This is a genomic window from Paenibacillus sp. FSL R10-2796 (assembly GCF_037965315.1).
GTDB classification, from domain to species: domain Bacteria; phylum Bacillota; class Bacilli; order Paenibacillales; family Paenibacillaceae; genus Paenibacillus_AQ; species Paenibacillus_AQ odorifer.
The window spans coordinates 3156582-3175672 of the sequence record NZ_CP150178.1; the positions used below are offsets into that span (position 1 = coordinate 3156582).

A 19091-nucleotide genomic window follows, 5' to 3' on the forward strand; every position below is an offset into this window, starting at 1 on the left:
GAGTGGGGATATGACGCAAATGAGGGCAGGCGAGCTTGTGCTTTTTGAACATATGGATCGTCAGATTACCGTGTATTTACCGAAAGAATATCATCTATTTCCGGAGCGGATGTTCCCAGCGGTTTTCTTACAGGATGGAGATTTTTTGTTCAAAGAGGCGATTATAGCTATAGAGAAAGATGTGAAAGAGGGAGTAACAGAGCCGGTTATTTTTATCGGGATTGATTCTCAGTTGCGGAATGATGAATATACACCTTGGGAAATGCCTGCTCTTTTTAAGGATTGGTCCTTTGGGGGCAAGGGCGATGATTATTTGAATTATGTCTATCAGGATCTTGTATCCTATATCAAAAGCTCCTATCGCATCTCTAACGAGCCGGAGAAATTGGCTTTGGGTGGTGTTTCACTAGGTGGATTAATAAGTCTGTACGCGATGTACAAGACTGAAGCTACCGTTGGGAATTTTATATTGATATCTGCGTCTGTATGGTTTAAAGATTTCATTCATTTCATGGAGACATCAAGACTAGATAGGGAATGCAGAATTTATATGTATGTTGGTGAACAGGAAGGGATCCACAAGACAAATGCCCAGAAGGACATGGTGCCTAACAGCAAACGTGCTTATGATATTTTAAAAGAGAAGATTGATGGAGCGGATCAGCGAGTGAAGTTTGAGACGGATCCGCTGGGCACGCATAATGACACGTTTTTCCTGCAATATTTTCCGAATAGTATCAGGTTCTTATTTCCAGCAAAATAAACATAATAGGACGAGCAGGAGAGAGTATTCTTGCATCGTCCTACTTATCGTGTGATAGCTGCTCTAGTTATTCTTCTGTAAATTCTCAAGATGGGCGTCCAAATTATCGAAGGTTTGGGAAATCCCCTCTAACATCCCCATATCAATCACTTGTTGCAAGGCTTCCGGAGAAGTGTATTTACCGGTATTCACCAGCTTCGTTTGACCCTCCAGGTCGATAAAATCTAGCTGGACAAGCGTTTCAGGCAAATCTTTTGAAATATTACCCTCTGCATCTGAGAATCCATCTGTATAAATGACTTGTTCTGGGACTGTAATTTCCTTATACAACGCCTTGCCCCAAGACTCCATACCGTAGAAATCCCCTTGATTCTTATCCACGCACTTCATGCAATAATGCCAAGTACCCCCTGGACGGAAATCGACATTACATACGGGAAGCGTCCAACCTTTTGGACCCCACCAGTGCTTCAAATGCTCAGCCTCAGAAAAAGCCTTGAATACTAGCTCACGTGGAGCTTGGAATACGCGCTCTAATACTAATGTGTTGCCATCAACAACTTTGGATACCACTTGGTTGGACGGGTTAGAATTTGTCATGGGATAGATCCTCCTCAAAATTTGTTTGCTTCCTGCCAATTTCGGCCTGAGGCTATGATTTATTATTGTTTTCATTGCTCTGTAGCTTTTGTAAATAATCATCCAGTCGATCGTATCGTTCTTCCCATATATGGCGGTAGGAGTTTAACCAATCGTCTATTTCCTTAAATGGATCAGGACGGAGCTTGCAAATGCGCTTGTTAGCTACAGCTTGAACTTCAATTAAGCCCGCTTCACTAAGGACGCGCAAATGCTTGGACGCTTGAGGCTGCCGTAGCTGAAGACTTTCTGCAATCTCCCCAACGGTTAGAGGATTCTCGCGTAATAGTTCAACGATCTGCATGCGGTGGGGCTCAGCTAAGGCACTCATAACGTTAGTATTCATAAACACAGATCACTTCGATTCATTAAATTCATTCGCATCTCTATTATGACATACTCTGGTTGAGCGGCTCTATAGCGCCTCCTTTTTGGTATTTCCTGTTTGTGATGATAATATACCACGGAGGGAATATTCCTGTAAAGGAATATATAATAACCATTGTATGACAACTGCTAGAGAAGGGCATGATACAAGCATTAAAAAGAAATATGTTCCATGATAACCAACAAACTTTACAAAAAACATAGGAATAGATATAATTAAGTATAACTTATCGGGTTTTAGAATTACGCAAGGGGCCTAACGCCAGTGGGCTCCTTTTGTATTTCTTGGCCATGTTACAGGAGGGTGAAGGTCATACACAATGAAAAGATTATGGTTTGTGTTCATTATGGTCCGCATGGGGAGCGTTTAATCCGGCGTGGTGTCCAACTATCTGAAATTATAGGGGCGCCATTGTTTGTATTAAATGTCGATAGTTCGGATATTGATGAATATAATCAGAGCAAAGAAATGTATATGACGGTCTGGAAACGTCTTGCCGATGAAGCTGGCGCAGAGTTTATCATTCGGAAACGTGAAGGCCGAAAAACAACAGATATTATTGTAGAAGTTGCTGAAGAGAATGAGGTTACACAGATCGTCATTGGACAATCTGCTCAAACTCGGTGGCAGGAGCTTACCAAACGTAATTTCATCAATGAACTCATTGGTAAAATGAAAATGATGGATCTGCATGTCGTGGCTGTGCAGCGGATGCGTGCAGGGCTGGAAGAAACCCATGAGGAAGGCGTTATCGCTTACCTGGTCAAAAACGGGGCTGAGTACCAGCTCAGTGATGAACCTCAGGGAGAGTATTCGCTTAAGGGAAAGTTCTTTCACGAACTACACACAGAATTTGAGAACGGTTTATTCAGAATTGAGCAAGAAGATGGAAAGGCTAGATATCTGCATATTTGTGATGGCACATTGACCGATTCTTTATAATCGGGCTTGCCCTTATCAACATTGGGGCCTTGTATAAAAGGCCCTACCAATCATATGATCTTTGGCTTTTGGTAAAAAAGTAAGTACTAAAGTTCACAACTTGATAAGCTCAAGTGGAAAAGGAGGACTGCCTTTGCTGCATGTAATCATACTTGTTCCGTTTCTAATGGCCTTAGTAATCGCACTTTTGTCCAAGAGAGCACCCAACCTTCATAGAGGATGGCTTGTTTTCCCTGGTTCACTCGTTTTGTTTGTTTATTTCTTAACCCGGATTCCCGTTATTAAAGGTGGGGATTTGGGATATGAAACCATTTCATGGATTCCTTCACTAGGAATTGATTTGGTTTTCCATCTGGATGGATTAAGTTTGTTGTTTGCTTTGCTAATCACTGGGATGGGTAGTCTTGTAATTATCTATTCAATTTATTATCTGGACCGGCGAAAAGAAGCGTTAACCCCTTTTTATATTTATCTAATGTTGTTTATGGGGGCGATGCTTGGCGTTGTGCTCTCGGATAACTTGATGGTGTTATATGGCTTTTGGGAATTAACAAGTGTTTCGTCATTTCTGTTAATTGCCTTTTGGCATCGGCGGCAAAAATCGCGGTATGGTGCTCTCAAATCTATGTTGATTACCGTATTTGGTGGTTTAGCGATGTTTGCCGGCTTTTTAATGCTTTATGTAATGACAGGCACCTTTAGTATCCGGGAAATTTGGAGTGAGGTTGGCGATATCAGCGGGCATGCTTTATTTATTCCGGCGATGCTACTAATTCTCTTAGGCGCCTTCACCAAATCAGCTCAGTTCCCGTTTCATATCTGGCTGCCGGATGCCATGGAGGCACCGACACCCGTCAGCGCCTATCTGCACTCGGCAACGATGGTTAAAGCTGGATTGTATCTTGTCGCCCGTTTCAGCCCTGTTTTCGCGGGGCAATATGAGTGGTTCTGGGTTGTGTCAGGCGTCGGTTTGATCACCTTGATTTATGGCTCCATCCAGGCGATGAAGCAGACGGACCTGAAGGCTCTATTAGCCTATTCAACGATTAGTCAACTTGGACTGATTATGGGATTGCTGGGAATGGGATCGGCAGCGGCATTTTATGTAGGGGAAGATTCAGTCTTTTACACTGCTGCAACAACAGCGGCTATCTTTCACCTTATTAACCATGCCATCTTTAAAGGCTCTTTGTTTATGATGGTCGGTATAGTTGACCATGAGACGGGTACCCGCGACCTGCGAAAGCTGGGCGGACTGATTTCCATTATGCCGGTTACCTTTACGGTAGCGATGATCGGCAGTTTCTCGATGGCTGGTTTGCCGCCATTTTCCGGGTTTTTAAGTAAAGAGATGTTTTTTACGGCTGTTCTGAATATCCGAAACCTGGATATATTGTCTATTCCCTCGTTGTTTACGCTCTTCCCGGTTTTGGCCTGGATTGCCAGCGTGTTTACTTTTGCATACAGTATGATTTTGGTTTTCCACACCTTTTTCGGAAAATATCAGCCTGAGAAGCTGGACAAAAAACCGCATGAAGCCCCATTTGGACTTCTGCTTGCCCCGTGCCTGCTAGCAGTGCTGTCTATATTTATCGGTTTTTTCCCGAATATATTATCCAAAACACTTATTATCCCTGCAATGAATGCTATTCACCCTATCTTGCAGACCGGAGAACCCTTTGTTGTGAATATTCATTTCTGGCACGGCTTTACACCAGAAATATGGATGACACTTGGTGTTGTGATTCTTGGTATTATTGTATACCGAATCTATGGCCGCTGGAGTCTGGTCGATAAAGAATGGGGCAGTGGCTACACTTTAAATCAAGTCTATGACGGAGTAATCCGGCTGGTCGAGAAATCGTCTAGGGCGTTGACTGGCACCTATATGACAGGTTCCATGCGCCATTACTTGATGTATATCTTCGCTTTCCTGATCGTAGCCATTGGTGGAGCCGTGTGGTATACCGATGGAATAACGCTTGGGACAACTGAATATGCTCCGTTTTCTTTGTTTGAAGTTATTGTTGTTATGGTTATGCTTGTGGGCGCTTTGGCTATCCCCTTTGTTCGTTCCAGAATCACAGCCATTTTGTTAACAGGAATGGTTGGTTATATGGTTACTTTACTCTTTGTTCTGTTCCGGGCACCTGATCTGGCGCTTACCCAGATGATTGTCGAAGTAGTATCCGTTACATTGTTCCTGCTATGTTTTCGGCATTTGCCTAAGCTGGAGAAAGAGCCGCTCAAACTTCGGTCCCGCTTGCCTAAGCTAATTATTTCCATCGGGATGGGAATAACCATGACATTGGTTGCACTTGCTGCTTTAGGCAGTAGTCCGTTTGAATCCATCTCGAAATATTATGTGGAGAATAGCTATACCTTGGGTGGCGGTAAAAATATTGTTAATGTTCTGCTCGTTGATTTCCGCGGCTTTGATACCATGTTTGAAATTACAGTGCTTGGCCTTGCCTCACTTGCTATTTATTCCATGATCAAACTGCAGCTGGATACGGATGGAACTATTGCCCCACTGAAGCGGGCTGTGAAGGATAATAAACCACGTTCTTCTGTAAGTGATGATGTGTTACTACAAGCGGTAGCTAAAGTAGCCTTTGTTATGATATTAATATTTTCGCTTTATCTGTTTTTCGCCGGACATAATAATCCGGGAGGCGGATTTATTGGAGCATTGATGGCATCAGCCGCATTGGTACTGCTCGCCATTACTTTTGGGATTGATATGGTTGAGAAGGTATTGCCTATCGACTATCGTAAGTTAATCGCGGTTGGGGTATCTGTAGCTTTTCTTACAGGAATAGGTTCGTTTTTATTCGATGTACCTTTTCTGAGCCAAGCGTTTGGCTATTTCCAACTGCCACTTATGGGCAAAACAGAACTGACCACAGCAATGTTCTTTGATCTCGGTGTTTTCTTAGCTGTTATTGGTGTCACTATGAATATCATATTTACGATCGGGAGGGATAGCTAATGGAGCTTATTATTGCCCTGGCGATCGGTGTACTGTTTTCCGTAGGTGTTTATCTAGTTCTTTCCAAAAGCTTGCTGCGCATCCTTCTGGGAACCACTTTAATAACGCACGGCGTTCATTTGTTGTTACTGACAATGTCTGGCCTCAAGACAGGTGCTGCACCATTGCTGGGTGAGGAAGCGGAAGCTTATGTCGATCCTTTGCCGCAGGCGCTCATTTTGACCTCTATTGTAATTAGCTTTGGAGTAACAGCTTTTTTTATTGTTTTGGCATACCGGACTTACCGCTCGACGGGTACCGATGATGTGGAAGGAACCAAGGAGGAGAGACGATGAACAACTTGTTAGTGCTGCCTCTGCTGATTCCGGCCATTACGGCAGTAATACTCATTTTTCTGAAAGAACGAGTACGTCTGCAACGAATCATAAGTGCCGTGAGTGTGTTTTTAAATATCTTTGTTGCAGGATTCATTGTGTATCAGGTAAATACAAACGGTATCCAGACTTTATATATGGGGGGATGGCGTCCACCTTATGGCATTGTGTTTGTTGCCGATATGTTTTCGGCATTGCTCGTGTTGACTGCGGCCATTGTTGGCGCGGCTTGTCTGTTTTTTTCCTTCGCTAGCATTGGGGAAGACAGGGAACGGTTTTATTACTATCCGTTTTTCCATTTTTTATTAACCGGGGTATTTGGCTCTTTCCTCACCGGGGACCTGTTTAACTTGTTTGTCTGCTTTGAGGTGCTGTTAGTTGCCTCTTACGCTTTGATCGTACTTGGTGGGTCCAAGGGTCAACTGCGAGAGACATTAAAGTATGTATTAATTAATGTGATTTCCTCTTCCTTGTTTGTGGCGACGATTGCTTATTTATATGCCGCGACAGGAACACTGAATATGGCGCATCTATCTATGCGTGTAGCAGAGGCGGAACAAGGCGGTGTAATGAACGTCATTGCGGTTCTGCTGCTAATTGTATTTTCGATTAAGGCAGGTTTACTGCTCTTTTTCTGGCTTCCCGATTCTTATAGTGCACCGCCATTGGCTGTTAGAGCCCTGTTTGGGGCTTTGCTAACCAAGGTCGGATTGTATGCAATTACTCGTACCTTTACTTTGATTTTTATTCAAGAACCGGGACTTACCCATACATTGATTGCCTGGATGGCGGGGGCGACGATGATACTTGGGGCAATCGGGGCATTGGCATACAACGATTTGGGCCGAATATTTAATTATAATATCATCATCAGTGTAGGATTTATTGCTTTTGGGATCTCTGTTGCGACTCAGGATTCGTTAAATGGTGTAGTGTTTTATTTAATGCATGACATGGTTGCCAAAGCATTATTATTCTTCCTGGGTGGGATGATTATCTCAGCTTCAGGCACTGACCGCTTAAAAGAAATGGGTGGTTTAATCCGACGTTATCCGTGGACCGGCTGGATGTTTTTTGTACTGACTTTGGCATTGGTTGGTGTTCCGCCCCTTAGTGGTTTCGCTGGAAAAGTGATGATGGTGCGGAGTGGATTTGGCGAGAATCACGTGGCTCTGGCGCTGATTGCACTTGCATCCAGCTTCGTAGTGTTATATTCCTTGATCAAGGTATTCCAGCAAGTGTTCTGGGGTGGCGAGAAAAGGGAAGAACAAGTCAAACCGCCTCATTATAAAGCTATGATGGCACCGGCAGCTGTTCTGTTCGCGATTGTAATTCTGATGGGTGTGGGTGCGGAGACGGTAAACGGACTTGTCAGCCAAGCCGGAGCTGTACTGGCTGATCCAGCACTATACATTAACGCTGTCATGAAGGAGTGATACTATGGCTTTTCAACTATTATTGAATTTCATGATAGCATTCCTGTGGATGTTCCTGCACAATGACTGGACTGGGCCACGTTTCGTCATTGGTTTCTTGATCGGTATCCTCATTCTGCTCGGAATGCGACGTTTTTGGCCCAGATTATATCTAGGAAAAGTGTGGGCAATTATTAAGCTAATCCTGTTGCTGCTGCGGGAGCTGGTCGTTTCAAGTTATGTAGTAGTAAAAGCTGTTCTGAGACCGGAGCTTAATATACGTCCAGCAATCTTGAAATATACTACAGAGCTGAAATCGGATTGGGAAGTGGCTACTTTGATCACATTGCTCTGCCTTACTCCCGGATCTGTGGTACTTGAAGTATCGGATGATAACCGGACTTTGTATATTCATGCCATGGATGTTGAGGATCCCGCACAGTTCAGAGCGAATATCCGTGACACCTTTGAGCGTGCGATATTGGAGGTGACCCGTTAATGATCCATTTTATTCTTATGCTCTCGCTTACGATTATGGCGCTGGCGATTGGTGTATGTGCCTGGCGGTTGTTGAAGGGACCTTCTTTGCCCGACCGGGTAGCGGCACTGGATACGATTGGAATTAATCTGTTAGCCATGGTAGCCGTTCTTTCTGTTTTACTCCGAACGCAGGCTTTTATCGAAATTATTTTGTTAATAGGCATTCTTTCCTTTATCGGCACGACGGCATTTGCCAGATACATCGAAAGGGGAGTGGTGCTTGAACATGGAAATGATCAAGACAGTCGGTGAATTGCTGTTTGCCTTATTAATACTGATGGGGGCATTGCTTAGTGCTGTAAGTGCTTATGGTCTGATTCGGCTGCCTGATGTTTATCTGAGATCACATGCTGCTGCCAAAAGTGCCACCCTTGGTGTTTTATGTGTTCTGAGCGGGGCCTTTCTATATTTTGCATTTTTTCTAGATCATATAAGTGCTAAGCTGCTACTGGGGATTGTCTTTGTATTTATGACCTCACCTTTATCTGCGCATTTGACGGGCAGAGCTGCTTATCGCTCAGGGGTTCCCTTATGGAATCGCAGAATTCAAGATGATTTAAGAGAGGTACTGGAGAAAGAAAAAGCTGTAGCAGCATCCCCTGAACGGGATGTGCCTCAAGAATAAAATCCATGAAATGGTGATCTGCGATTTCGGATTACAACAATAAGTTTGGATCGCAATAGCTAAAAAGCAACAACCCTGCATGAAAACGCGGGGTTGTTGCTTTTTTAGATTAAAACTACTCTTTTTTGTTATCTTAACGAACTAATATTTTGCCTTCTCCAGCAAGGATGCGAAGTACTCTTGGGAGTCGATCACCATCATTCTCAGGGATGTCCAATTGAATGCCGTAGTGGAAACTGCCTTGTTGTTCTTTGTTCCATTTCAATATTCCTTCTATGTACATAGATTCATCCGTAAGATTCATTTCCATGCCAATGCGTACTAGGTTATTTTCTGGGTTGATATTGAGGGGTAACGATAAGTGGCAACCCGATCGACTGATGTCGAACAATACAGCCCTTACAGGCTTGGAAGGAACCTGGATTCCGTTAATAGTAAGAATATGAAGATCAAATGTTACAGGTTCTTTAAGGGTATATCGAAAAGGTTCGGTTCTGCGATTAGTGTTCATATGCTCCTCCATACTTTTCCATGTAATATAAATTATCGACATAAAAGTAGGATTAGTGAAGAGCTGATTCAATTTTTGATTTATTTCACTACTTGAGCAGTCTCGTAGGTAAGGCAGCGCAGACTTTGATCAGGATAACGCATTTCTGCCGTGTAGCTGCTGCCATCTTCCAGCATCATCTGAACAGCGACCATGCCGCGTTTATCATTGGTGTCAGTGTTGATCAGTGTTGCTGTAGCAATTTTCCGGCTTTCTTTTTGTTTATCTGTTAGGATAGTTATGGCCGCATTGATCCAACGGGCATTTTTATAGATAGTGCTGCCAGCAGAAGCGCTAATTGGTGTTCTTTTCAGAGCAATATTAATCGCGGTCGTATTCACTACCATACCGTTTATGGGATCAATTAGTACATCATATTCCCAGAATTCCTTACCTTGCCCTTCTAGGGTCTTGGCGTTATATGGACTGAAATGTACAGCCCATGTCCACGGCAGCGAGGTTCGGGTATCACTCAGAATAACCCGCATCTGCAGCTTGGCAATATCCACATCGAATAATTTGCGTACGCTTGAAGCAGCCAGAATAACGGCATCAGTTTGACTCAAATTCTCTGCAGCAGGCGGTGTGACAGTGGTCCGTTTGGATTCAGAAGTCTCATGACCCGCCATGTCTATGAAATTCTTAATGGTTTGTATTTCTTTAGGACTCATCTGCGGTTGCAGATCGTCATTCACTGTGGACACCGGCGTTGGTGCTTCCAACTTCACCCCTGGGGTTTTGGTGCTGGTTAAAGCTAAATGGGTGGTGTTTTGAATGACTGCACTGACGATTAGCAGACTCCCCGAGAACAGGAGTATAGCTAAAGTAGTGGGGAATTTTTTGTTATTCACTTGAATAACCTCCATTTGCTTCGGATGATGCTGAATCTTCCTAACCTTAAACTATAGATGTTATAGAGTAGGTGAACAGATGTTATGGAGTTGTAAAAAGATGCGGATACTTGTTCCTTGACCTAAAGTAGAATTCAGTGAAATTCTAGTTTGATGCGCATCTGCGATTTGCTTGCATAAAGATAAACCAAGACCCGCACCCCCGTATTCGCGTGTGCGCGATTTTTCACCTCGATAAAAGGGTTCAAAAACACGCGCACTCTGTTCCGGTGTCATCCCAAATCCCGAATCACATACTTCCAATATGGCTTCATTTTGCAATACATAGGCAAGCAAGCGGATGGTGCTCCCTTGCGGAGATGCATGAATGGAATTTTCGACAAGGTTAACCAAGAAGGAAGTTAGCAGATCATGATCACCCCAAACCGCAGGGATGGAATAATCCATTTCTAGTTTGATGCTTGCTTCGTCCAATTTAAGCTGCTCAATCTGTTTAACCGATTTGAACAAATCTGATATGTCTACTTGTTTCAGAGTCAGAGGATGATGCCGTAGGACGGACAAATCCAGCAGTTTGAAGGCTAAATTCTTCAGGCGTAAGGTTTCACTAAGGATATATTGACCAGCCATCTGCTGTTCTTCCTGGCCTATATTTGCGGAAGTCAGAAATTCAGCAAATCCCTGCATACTGGTTAAAGGTGTGCGCAGTTCGTGGGCGAGGTTATCGACCATTCTCTGCTTTTCATCGGCCATATTAGACAGTTCGATCACGTGCTGCTCCACTGCGTTTGCCATTCGGTTAAAGTTCAGGGCTAACTCACCAAATTCATCTTTACTGCGCAACTGCACGCGCTCGGTATATTTGCCTTCAGCGATCGTTTTTGTAGTCTTTGAAAGCTGTTTAAGTGGTTTGGTCAACTGCCGGATCAGCAAGTAGAGTAATAGGAGCAGAATTGGACCGATAATCCAGTTAATCATTACAAAAAAACGGTTCAGCTCATGCTGCTTAGCATACAGGTCACTGATATCACGTTGATAAACGATCGACAAAGCTTGATAGGGAGCAGGGAGCTCAGTAGAGAGTTGAATAGAATGTGACTCCGGTGTTGAGACTGATGGGACTCCGGCATTCGGATAAACCAGCTGGTCATTCTCCCAGAGCTGTAGTCCGATTCCCTGCTTATGATAAAATTCACCATAGGATTGAGCCACACTTGAGATTAAAGTAGAGGTAAGTGTGGCCCCACGGGTCTGAATCGATTCAAGATTTTCATAAATGTTGTTTGCAATTAATAGCTGTTCGCTTGAAGCACGCTGCATTTCGCTGTCCATGTTCAGCTGCCAGCTTTTTTTCATAATCATGATTACACTCACATCTAGGGCGACGATGAAGAAAGCGAGGACTGACAGCAGAATTTTATGCCAGAATCTCATACTAGACCTGAACTTCCAAGCGGTAACCAAGCTTAAATACGGTTTTAATTCGTTCTTCCCAGCCTAGTTTTTTGCGCAGCTGTCTGATGTGAACATCTACGGTACGGGTATCTCCTTCAAAATCATAGCCCCAGGCTAATTCCAGCAACTTTTCCCTTGATAAAGCAATATTTCTGTTGCGGATAAGGACCTCAAGCAGCTCAAATTCCCTAGCGGTTAAATCTACGGGTATCTGATCCACCATCACAAGCCTCTCAAGATAACGTACCTCAACGTTTTCACAGAGAAAATTGGAAATGCCTTTTTCGCTCCTACGTAACACTACATTGATTCTTGCCAACAATTCAAGGATTTCAAAAGGTTTAATAATATAATCATCGGCGCCCAGTTCAAAGCCTTTGATGCGATCAGCCAGTGAATCTTTTGCGGTGATCAGAATCACCGGAATTTGTAAGTGAGCAATCCGCTGCATGATCTCAAAACCGTCCAGTTCGGGCAGCATTATATCGAGCAGAATTAAATCGGCCTTTTCACGTTCCAGCAGTTCAATAACCTCCAGCCCGCGATAAGCCTTGCTATAGGTATGTCCGACTAATTTTAGATTCATAGTAATTAAGTCACTGATTGCACGTTCATCTTCTACGACTATGATATGGCCCATAGTTCATTGTTCCCTCCTAAGCTAGCAAATCACTTCCTAATGCTAATAAACTATAAACAACTTATTACAGAATTGTCCAGTGCAGGTATGAAAAAGCATCTAGTTCTTCCTAATTTGGTTTGTTGATACAGCTCAAAAAGGACTGAAAAAGAGAGCTGAAGCAGTCTCTTAATCAATCCTGAAAAACATCATTATAAACCTTCGCAACTCTTGATTAATTGGAAATTCCATCTGTTGTTGACTTAGACAAGTGGGCATCAGGGGCAATAAATTCGTGAACGATTTGACGAAAATACTCGTGATTATCATAGCTGTTGTACATACGCCAGGCCACTGTTTGGGAGTTGCCGAAAAATAACCGCTCGAACTGGGTTTGACGACCTCCGAATGCACCCGCTCCTAGTTCCCAAGCCAGCCGGAATAAGGCATTTCGATACCACGCATCCGAGACATTTCCCTTCAAATACTCATAAAGATACGAACCAGCGCTTGATGTAAAGTCGGCTTCAGAGGGGATCATGATGAGACCGCTTGAACTGAGGTTTTGAACCATTTCAACCATCTCTGGATAAAACTCTGAAAAGTGAATGGTTGAAGCCAACAGTGGCCCTTTATCTGGAACGAGATATCCAAATTTGTCGAGCGAAGCCCCTATTTCCGCTGCAAGTCTTAAGGCTTTGAAAGTTTCTAAATAGGTTAATATTCTGGAAATAGGCAAAATCGTGTAGGCCTCAAGGACAGCATTTTGTTCTTCCGCCAAAGACTCTAGCATACCAAGAAAAAACTCGGTCTTTGCAATATAGCGGGTGATAATTTGGTGGGCCATATGCGTATGAAAGTTACTCTCGCCGAATAATCGGGAACAGTACCTCTCATCGCCATAATAAAATATACGATCATGAGGGACCAGTACGCGGTCAAAGATAACAAGGGTATCCATTTCTTCATATCTTGAACTTAACGGATGGTCGTAGGAGGATGAGGCAGCGTAGCTTTCACGGCAAAAAAAAGTCATCCCAGGCAGATCATTAGGCACCGCAAAGGCAAACGCAAAGGGATTATCATCATCCACAAGTGAGGGTGAGGGAGTTGGGAATACAAGCATTTCATCGCATGTAGCTCCCTGTGTTGCCATCATAAAAGCACCGGTAACAAACATCCCTTGATCATTGATTTCTACGACTTTTGCAGCGATAGAATCCTCTGTAGCATCAATCTGGCCGGATATTTTGCTGGCTTGAGGCTGGATGAAAGCATGGGATAAGGAAATGTCATGATCTCGACAGAAGGCATAGTATTTTCTGAGGTTCTCAGCATATTTCGGATTATGATCCTCAAGGATATCAGCAGCTGTGAACAGAGACATGATGGCCGTATTCATATAATCGGGGGAACGTCCTAAAAATCCGTGGTGTCTGTTGGACCAGAGTTCAATCATTTTTCTCCGGCGTTCTAAATCTTCAGCATTTTTGGGTGGAAGAAAAGATAAACCAACCGGATCTCCAGTATCAGGTGAAGGATAGGTCATCTGCGCCAAATAACGTTCATCACACTGCATGTTATACATTTCGGCTTGTGTTTGTATGAGACCTTGAAAGGCAGGGTGTTTGGATAAAGGACCTTCAACACGTGTTCCTTTGTACCAGATATTGATCTTTTGCCGGTCGATTCGTTCGATGTATTGATTACCTGTTTTTATAGGCATAGGTTCCACCTCTTTGAAGTCATCTTTGACTAATAAAGCCGTATTATTGCTATTAATGTACGTAATCATGAATCTCCGTGTACATTGTCCATAAACCGTGGTGAGCTGGGAGTTTAGGGTTGACATAAACGATGCTGACTTGTATATTTTGGATATTGGATTACAAGTGTAGTCATACAGAGGAAAGAAAGGCGGATAGAATGATGTCTACGGAAACTCCAAAGATCTCGGATGCCGAGTGGGAAGTGATGAAGGTGCTGTGGGCAAGTGCCCCACGCACTGCAGGTGAGATTGTTGAAGCACTAGAAGGCAGCAGGGACTGGAACCCAAAGACGGTACGGACGTTGATTAAGCGTCTGACAGAGAAACGGGCTATTGGTTATAACCAGACAGGTAGGGTGTATTCCTATTATCCGCTGGTGCGGGAAGAGGAATGTGTCCAATCGGAGACAAGATCCTTTCTGAAGCGGATCTACGGTGGAACTCTGCGCCCGATGTTGGTCAATTTTTTGCAGGATGAAAAGTTGTCCCGGGAAGATATTGAAGAACTGAAGAGAATTTTGGATGAACGAAAGGACTGAGCCGCTTGCTGGAAGCTGCATACAATCTGTTCGTCAAGGTATTGTCGCTGTCTGCCATGGCGAGCGTGCTGGCTCTGCTGATCTTATTGACCCGCTTCCTGTTCAAGGATCGTCTGAAACCTACTTGGACGTATCTTCTGTGGATACCATTGATCGTGAGGCTGGCTATACCTTGGGCACCTGAAAGCACATTTAGTATTTTTAATCTGTTGCCGCTGGAGAAAGAAACGGCGCAGAGTTCCTTTATTCCGTCAGCGCAATCGGAAGTTGGCTTTACTTATGTCCCAGAGTTGACCGGAGGGGAAAAGGAACCGCCGTCAGTTACTGGAATTGCAAAAACTGGACCTTTGCCGGGAGAATCGACATCGGATGATGTGGCACAAGTCAATCCGCATACCGATTCAGGATGGGAGCCGATACATGTACTGGTTTTGGTGTGGTTTGGCGGAGCGGCGGTGGTGCTGGGCATGTCGGTTCGAGCGCAACTGCGATTTACCGCACGGGTTCGACAGGAAACGGAGATTCATTCCTCAGAAGTCCAACGGTTGTTCAAATCCTGTAAGCAGGAAATGCAGGTGCGTCGCCCAGTCAAGCTGATCGGGACGAAGCAGATTGCCGTACCGACACTACTTGGCGTTATGCGGCCCAAGTTGCTGCTGCCCACCTCTACTTTACACACTCTGGAGACGAACGGACTCCGTCATATATTCCTTCATGAGCTGGCACATGTGAAGCGCCATGACATTTTGCTAAATCTGCTGACAGGTCTGCTGCTGGCCATGCATTGGTTTAATCCTCTGTTGTGGTATGCCGTACGCCAAATGAAAGACGATCAAGAGGTTGCCTGTGATGCTCTGGCCTTGAAGCATCTTGAACCAGCTTGCCACAGAAGTTATGCCTTGACACTTCTCAAATTGTTAGAAACCTTACCCGATCCGATCCGGTTGGCAGGTACAGCTGGCATTTCAAGCAGTAAAAAGGAAATGGAAAGAAGGATTATTATGATCACCAGGCACAAAAAATTTACGGCAAAAAGCTCAATGCTGGGCCTCGCTGTAATTATGATCTTAAGTGGCTGTACCCTTACAGGAGCAAAGCTAAATTCTGCATCAGCTCCGGCAATGAGCGCTCCTGCTACTTTTCAGGCAGAAGTGCAGGATAAAAATACAACGGATTCCAGTGTTAAAGGCACTTTATTGGCGGAAAAAAACGGAATCACGGTATCTGCTAATCCCACTGGTGAGAATACACTTTTGCATAAAGTCACGGTAGATGTGCGTGGTGAAGTAAGCCGTACGTTCTTGTGGAATGCAGGTGAAGATAAAACTCGGCCTCCATTGATTGAAGAAGCAGATGTGAACGGAGATGGAACTAAAGAAATTTTCATACGCATTACGACCGGCACGGGTACTGGACTTTCTATGAGTGAGATTCATGTGCTCCAGCCTGCTAGCTTGGAAGAGCTTGTGGTCGAAGATCCGATCGAAACGTTGAATCAGAAGCTGAAATCATCCATTACACATCGAAATAACCACACTTATGTATCTGCTGAACTGGACGGAAAGCATTTGACCAAAGTGTATGATTACACGGAGGGAGCTTGGGGAGAGAAGGTCGGATTTGGCTCTATAGTTTCATACGAACTGATAGATGACCAAATTGTAGCCCATATGTCCGGTGCGGCGTCTATGTCTGAGTTTCCGCTCGAAGTTATTGCCGTTTACGGGAAGAATCTGACCATTGAGAGCGCACAGATGTACTATGGATCGTTTATATCTCCACCACTCAGTGAACAGGATATCAAGTCCATGATGGAAAAACAGCTTCCGGCAAGTGGTTGGACCTTTAGCAAAGACGGAGATCAGTATAGGGTGGATATAGATCCACTGAATGGCGTAGGGGAAGGCAATAGCTATAAAATAAATCCGCTTACCGGAACGGTTCATGACGTAACTTCTGGCAGTCCACTGAGAAGTCTTGTAAACCGAGAAGCGATAGATCTGTGGAACATCTCTAACGGTACAGAATACCAGAAGGAACTGTATAAGTTACTCCAACCTATCTTTGATACAGAGGGTTTCAAGCCAACAGATACGGACTGGATTTCAGGCTTTATCGGGGATGGTTATTTGTTCAGTGATGTTAGGCAAGGAAGCAGGGAATTCACGATTAAAGTAGATGTCTTTACTGGTCAGTGGGAGGAAATTCCTGACCCGTATCAATAGTTAAGTTTCAAGGTCTGTACCGTATTATTGAAGAGACCATTACTAGCGAATTGAAACTAAAAGCAGCCAGTACGCGCCGATAGATTATCGGCATGCACTGGCTGCTTAATTTTTCTAGAAGGGAGGACAGTCTTACGACTGTGTAAATTACGGATGACTAAAGGACTATTCGACCTGGAACTGGTTTAATTCGTCCTGAAGCTTTTTGGACAACTGATTGAGCTGCAGGGACAGTTCGGCAACCTGTTCAATGCTGTCCAATTGTTCTTGCGTACTTGCGCTAACTTCTTCCGTTGAAGCGGAATTCTCTTCTGTAGTTGAAGAAATGATTTCGAGTGCCTGTAGGATTTCATCTTTGTGTTTATGGACTTTGGAGGTGTTGCTGCTGATTTGAATCATACGTAATCTTAAAGCCTCCAAATCGCTGTTGATGCTAAAGAATACCTGTTTCGTAGCCTGCACGGATTTTGCATTTTCTTCGGCAATTTCAAGTCCTTGGGCTGTGTATTCCACAGATGCTCTAGTTTTCTCTTCGATTTCATGAACCTTTCTGCCAATCTCCTGTGTAGCCTGTGCAGTCTGCTCCGCCAACTTGCGAACCTCTCCGGCAACAACGGCAAATCCGCGTCCCTGTTCTCCCGCACGTGCTGCTTCTATGGAAGCATTTAGTGCCAGCAGATTGGTTTGCGTAGCGATTTGATGTACCGTGTCCACGATGCTCGAAATTTCATGACGGCTTTGATCAATATCATGGATGGCAGACGATATCGAATGAGTGGAGTTGTGATTTTCTTCTGCCCATTTTGATAACTGATCCAACACACCCAACCCCAGTTCGCTCTGGTCGGCAGAAGCCTGCACCATCGTCTCTATGGCTATGGCATCATTTGCGATTTCGTCAATTTGACCAGATAATGATCCGGTTTTTTGCAAAATGGTATCCGTTTCGATCGACTGATAGTTGGTTGCATTCGCAATCTCATTAATGGCTGTGGCTGTATCGTTCATCGTTATAGCTGTACGGGAAGAAATAGATTGCAGATCCTTTGAGGATTGGTTTAATACCTGAGCGGAGGTACCCACTATTTGGAGCATCCCTTGAATTTTCTGGACCATGTTGAATATTCCGTTGGAGATTTGTCCAATTTCGTTGTTGGAATAGGCATCAAATAGAACCGTCAAATCCCCATTTTCCACCCGTTTGATTTTGGTAAGCAGCTTCGGTATGGATCTGAGCAGATAACGGAGCGTGATATACGAAAATAGAACGAGCAGAATCGCCGCTGCAACAAACCCGCCAATCGTAATCCAGGTGAACTTTTTTAATTCGGAGAGCACTTCCCGCTCTGAAATAGTTAAACCTACGGACCAGCCGGTATCTTTACTTGTAGCATAGCCGATGTAACGGCGTTCTCCGTTGTCATTAATCAGATGTACGCCGGATTCACCAGCGATCATTTTCTTGCCGATTCCCCCAAGATCACCTGGCAGCTCATTAATCTTTTCCTTTGTGACCTTAGACTGGTCTGGGTGATACAGAATATCACCTGTTTTGGAGGCGAGAATCGAATAACCTGTGCTGCCTAGCTTATAGCTTTCCATTATCTCAGGGATATTTTTAGACGCTATATCAACCGCGACAAAACCGATTAATGTATTGTTGTCATTTTTTATCGGATAGAAAATACCCATTAGCATATCACCTGTAGTGATGTCAATATAAGGATCGGAGTAGTACAGGCCGTCTGCTTCGACTGCTGGCTTATAATACGGCCGTTCTTTAATGTTAAAAGCAGCATCTGATGTCGTACCATTGTTGAGGATATAAAAACCTTTGCCGGCAGTACTAGCAATCCATGCATCTGCAAAAGTGGGTTCCACCTTTACAATGGCAGCTAGTGTCTTTGCTACTTCAGCGGCATGCGGAGAAGTCTTGGCCATTTCAGGAACTTCGGTGGTTTCGATGTATTGTTTGAATAAGTTATTCGTTGACATTTGCTTGACCAGTGAACCCTTTTCCTTAAATAGTGCATCAAATTGACTGACAAGTGCCTGTGTTTTGGTCTGAAGCATAGATTCTTGTTGTTTCACAAGTATGCTGCGAGTGCTGGAAAACATAAAGGTTCCCAAGATTGAGAAGACGACAACAATAATAACTAAAAGTACAATGGACAAAGTATTTGCTATGCTTGATGAACCAAACCGCCTTTTTTTTAGTTGTTGTAACATGCTACCATCTCCCCCAAGTTGTCTCTGAGCAAATAGCTCATAAGAACATATCGGAAGATAGTGAGATTTTCGAAATAGTAATTTTGAGAATGAAAAAATTAAATTAAAATGGATGATGCACAGGATAAATCCTTGACTGGTGCGGGATTTCAAGATGGTGGGGGGAGAGGGAGATCT

The 19091-nt window shown here is 43.9% G+C and carries 18 protein-coding genes; 10 read left to right on the forward strand and 8 right to left on the reverse strand.

The features are described 5' to 3' along the window. Positions 1–10 precede the first annotated feature (10 nt). Positions 11–763, forward strand: a complete 753-nt coding sequence (locus NST58_RS14310; RefSeq protein ID WP_081391843.1) for an alpha/beta hydrolase-fold protein — start codon at positions 11–13, stop codon at positions 761–763. Positions 764–826: 63 nt separating this feature from the next. Here NST58_RS14310 and NST58_RS14315 read toward each other — a convergent pair whose 3' ends face one another. Then, positions 827–1363 carry an SRPBCC domain-containing protein gene (locus tag NST58_RS14315; protein ID WP_076183573.1) on the reverse strand — a complete coding sequence of 179 codons (537 nt, stop codon included), beginning with the start codon at positions 1361–1363 and terminating at the stop codon, positions 827–829. A 52-nt stretch (positions 1364–1415) separates the two neighbouring features. After that, the gene (locus NST58_RS14320; RefSeq protein ID WP_076304206.1) at positions 1416–1748 is read right to left on the reverse strand and encodes a metalloregulator ArsR/SmtB family transcription factor; all 333 of its coding nucleotides are present in this window, start codon (positions 1746–1748) and stop codon (positions 1416–1418) included. Between the two features lie 345 nt (positions 1749–2093). Here NST58_RS14320 and NST58_RS14325 point away from each other — a divergent pair, with 345 nt between their 5' ends. From NST58_RS14325 to mnhG, 7 genes are all read left to right on the forward strand, one after another. After that, positions 2094–2732, forward strand: coding sequence for a universal stress protein (locus NST58_RS14325; RefSeq protein WP_232061321.1), 639 nt, complete (start codon positions 2094–2096; stop codon positions 2730–2732). Between the two features lie 127 nt (positions 2733–2859). Next, complete coding sequence (locus tag NST58_RS14330; RefSeq protein WP_076126230.1) at positions 2860–5724, forward strand: Na+/H+ antiporter subunit A; 2865 nt, start codon at positions 2860–2862, stop codon at positions 5722–5724. Then, positions 5724–6059, forward strand: a complete 336-nt coding sequence (locus tag NST58_RS14335) for a Na(+)/H(+) antiporter subunit C (RefSeq protein WP_036686402.1) — start codon at positions 5724–5726, stop codon at positions 6057–6059. Before NST58_RS14330 ends, NST58_RS14335 begins: the two co-directional genes overlap by 1 nt. Beyond that, the gene (locus NST58_RS14340) at positions 6056–7534 is read left to right on the forward strand and encodes a Na+/H+ antiporter subunit D (RefSeq protein ID WP_076304207.1); all 1479 of its coding nucleotides are present in this window, start codon (positions 6056–6058) and stop codon (positions 7532–7534) included. Before NST58_RS14335 ends, NST58_RS14340 begins: the two co-directional genes overlap by 4 nt. A 4-nt stretch (positions 7535–7538) precedes the next feature. Beyond that, positions 7539–8012 carry a Na+/H+ antiporter subunit E gene (locus NST58_RS14345; protein WP_076126047.1) on the forward strand — a complete coding sequence of 158 codons (474 nt, stop codon included), beginning with the start codon at positions 7539–7541 and terminating at the stop codon, positions 8010–8012. Then, positions 8012–8305: a Na(+)/H(+) antiporter subunit F1 gene (locus NST58_RS14350; protein ID WP_036686407.1), complete on the forward strand. Its 294-nt coding sequence runs from the start codon at positions 8012–8014 to the stop codon at positions 8303–8305. Before NST58_RS14345 ends, NST58_RS14350 begins: the two co-directional genes overlap by 1 nt. Further along, the gene (mnhG, locus tag NST58_RS14355; protein ID WP_076126049.1) at positions 8280–8678 is read left to right on the forward strand and encodes a monovalent cation/H(+) antiporter subunit G; all 399 of its coding nucleotides are present in this window, start codon (positions 8280–8282) and stop codon (positions 8676–8678) included. The genes NST58_RS14350 and mnhG overlap by 26 nt, the downstream gene beginning before the upstream one ends. A gap of 133 nt (positions 8679–8811) precedes the next feature. Here mnhG and NST58_RS14360 read toward each other — a convergent pair whose 3' ends face one another. The 5 genes from NST58_RS14360 to NST58_RS14380 all read right to left on the reverse strand — a co-directional run bounded on the left by NST58_RS14360 (position 8812) and on the right by NST58_RS14380 (position 13879). Next, on the reverse strand, positions 8812–9189 hold the full coding sequence (locus NST58_RS14360; RefSeq protein ID WP_076126051.1) for a PilZ domain-containing protein: 378 nt from the start codon (positions 9187–9189) through the stop codon (positions 8812–8814). A gap of 80 nt (positions 9190–9269) precedes the next feature. After that, the gene (locus NST58_RS14365; RefSeq protein WP_076304209.1) at positions 9270–10079 is read right to left on the reverse strand and encodes a hypothetical protein; all 810 of its coding nucleotides are present in this window, start codon (positions 10077–10079) and stop codon (positions 9270–9272) included. A 60-nt stretch (positions 10080–10139) separates the two neighbouring features. Next, complete coding sequence (locus tag NST58_RS14370; protein ID WP_312147801.1) at positions 10140–11441, reverse strand: HAMP domain-containing sensor histidine kinase; 1302 nt, start codon at positions 11439–11441, stop codon at positions 10140–10142. A gap of 73 nt (positions 11442–11514) precedes the next feature. Next, on the reverse strand, positions 11515–12174 hold the full coding sequence (locus NST58_RS14375; RefSeq protein WP_076135640.1) for a response regulator transcription factor: 660 nt from the start codon (positions 12172–12174) through the stop codon (positions 11515–11517). 214 nt (positions 12175–12388) lie between these two features. After that, positions 12389–13879, reverse strand: a complete 1491-nt coding sequence (locus NST58_RS14380; RefSeq protein WP_076183910.1) for a 4-hydroxyphenylacetate 3-hydroxylase N-terminal domain-containing protein — start codon at positions 13877–13879, stop codon at positions 12389–12391. Positions 13880–14079: 200 nt separating this feature from the next. Between NST58_RS14380 and NST58_RS14385 the strand changes: the two genes are divergently transcribed. Then, positions 14080–14460: a BlaI/MecI/CopY family transcriptional regulator gene (locus tag NST58_RS14385; RefSeq protein ID WP_254847611.1), complete on the forward strand. Its 381-nt coding sequence runs from the start codon at positions 14080–14082 to the stop codon at positions 14458–14460. A gap of 5 nt (positions 14461–14465) precedes the next feature. After that, a complete protein-coding gene (locus NST58_RS14390; protein WP_076183597.1) occupies positions 14466–16685 on the forward strand; it encodes a M56 family metallopeptidase in 2220 nt (739 codons plus the stop codon). 165 nt (positions 16686–16850) lie between these two features. Here NST58_RS14390 and NST58_RS14395 read toward each other — a convergent pair whose 3' ends face one another. Continuing rightward, complete coding sequence (locus tag NST58_RS14395) at positions 16851–18914, reverse strand: methyl-accepting chemotaxis protein (RefSeq protein ID WP_339248479.1); 2064 nt, start codon at positions 18912–18914, stop codon at positions 16851–16853. Between the last annotated feature and the right edge of the window lie 177 nt (positions 18915–19091).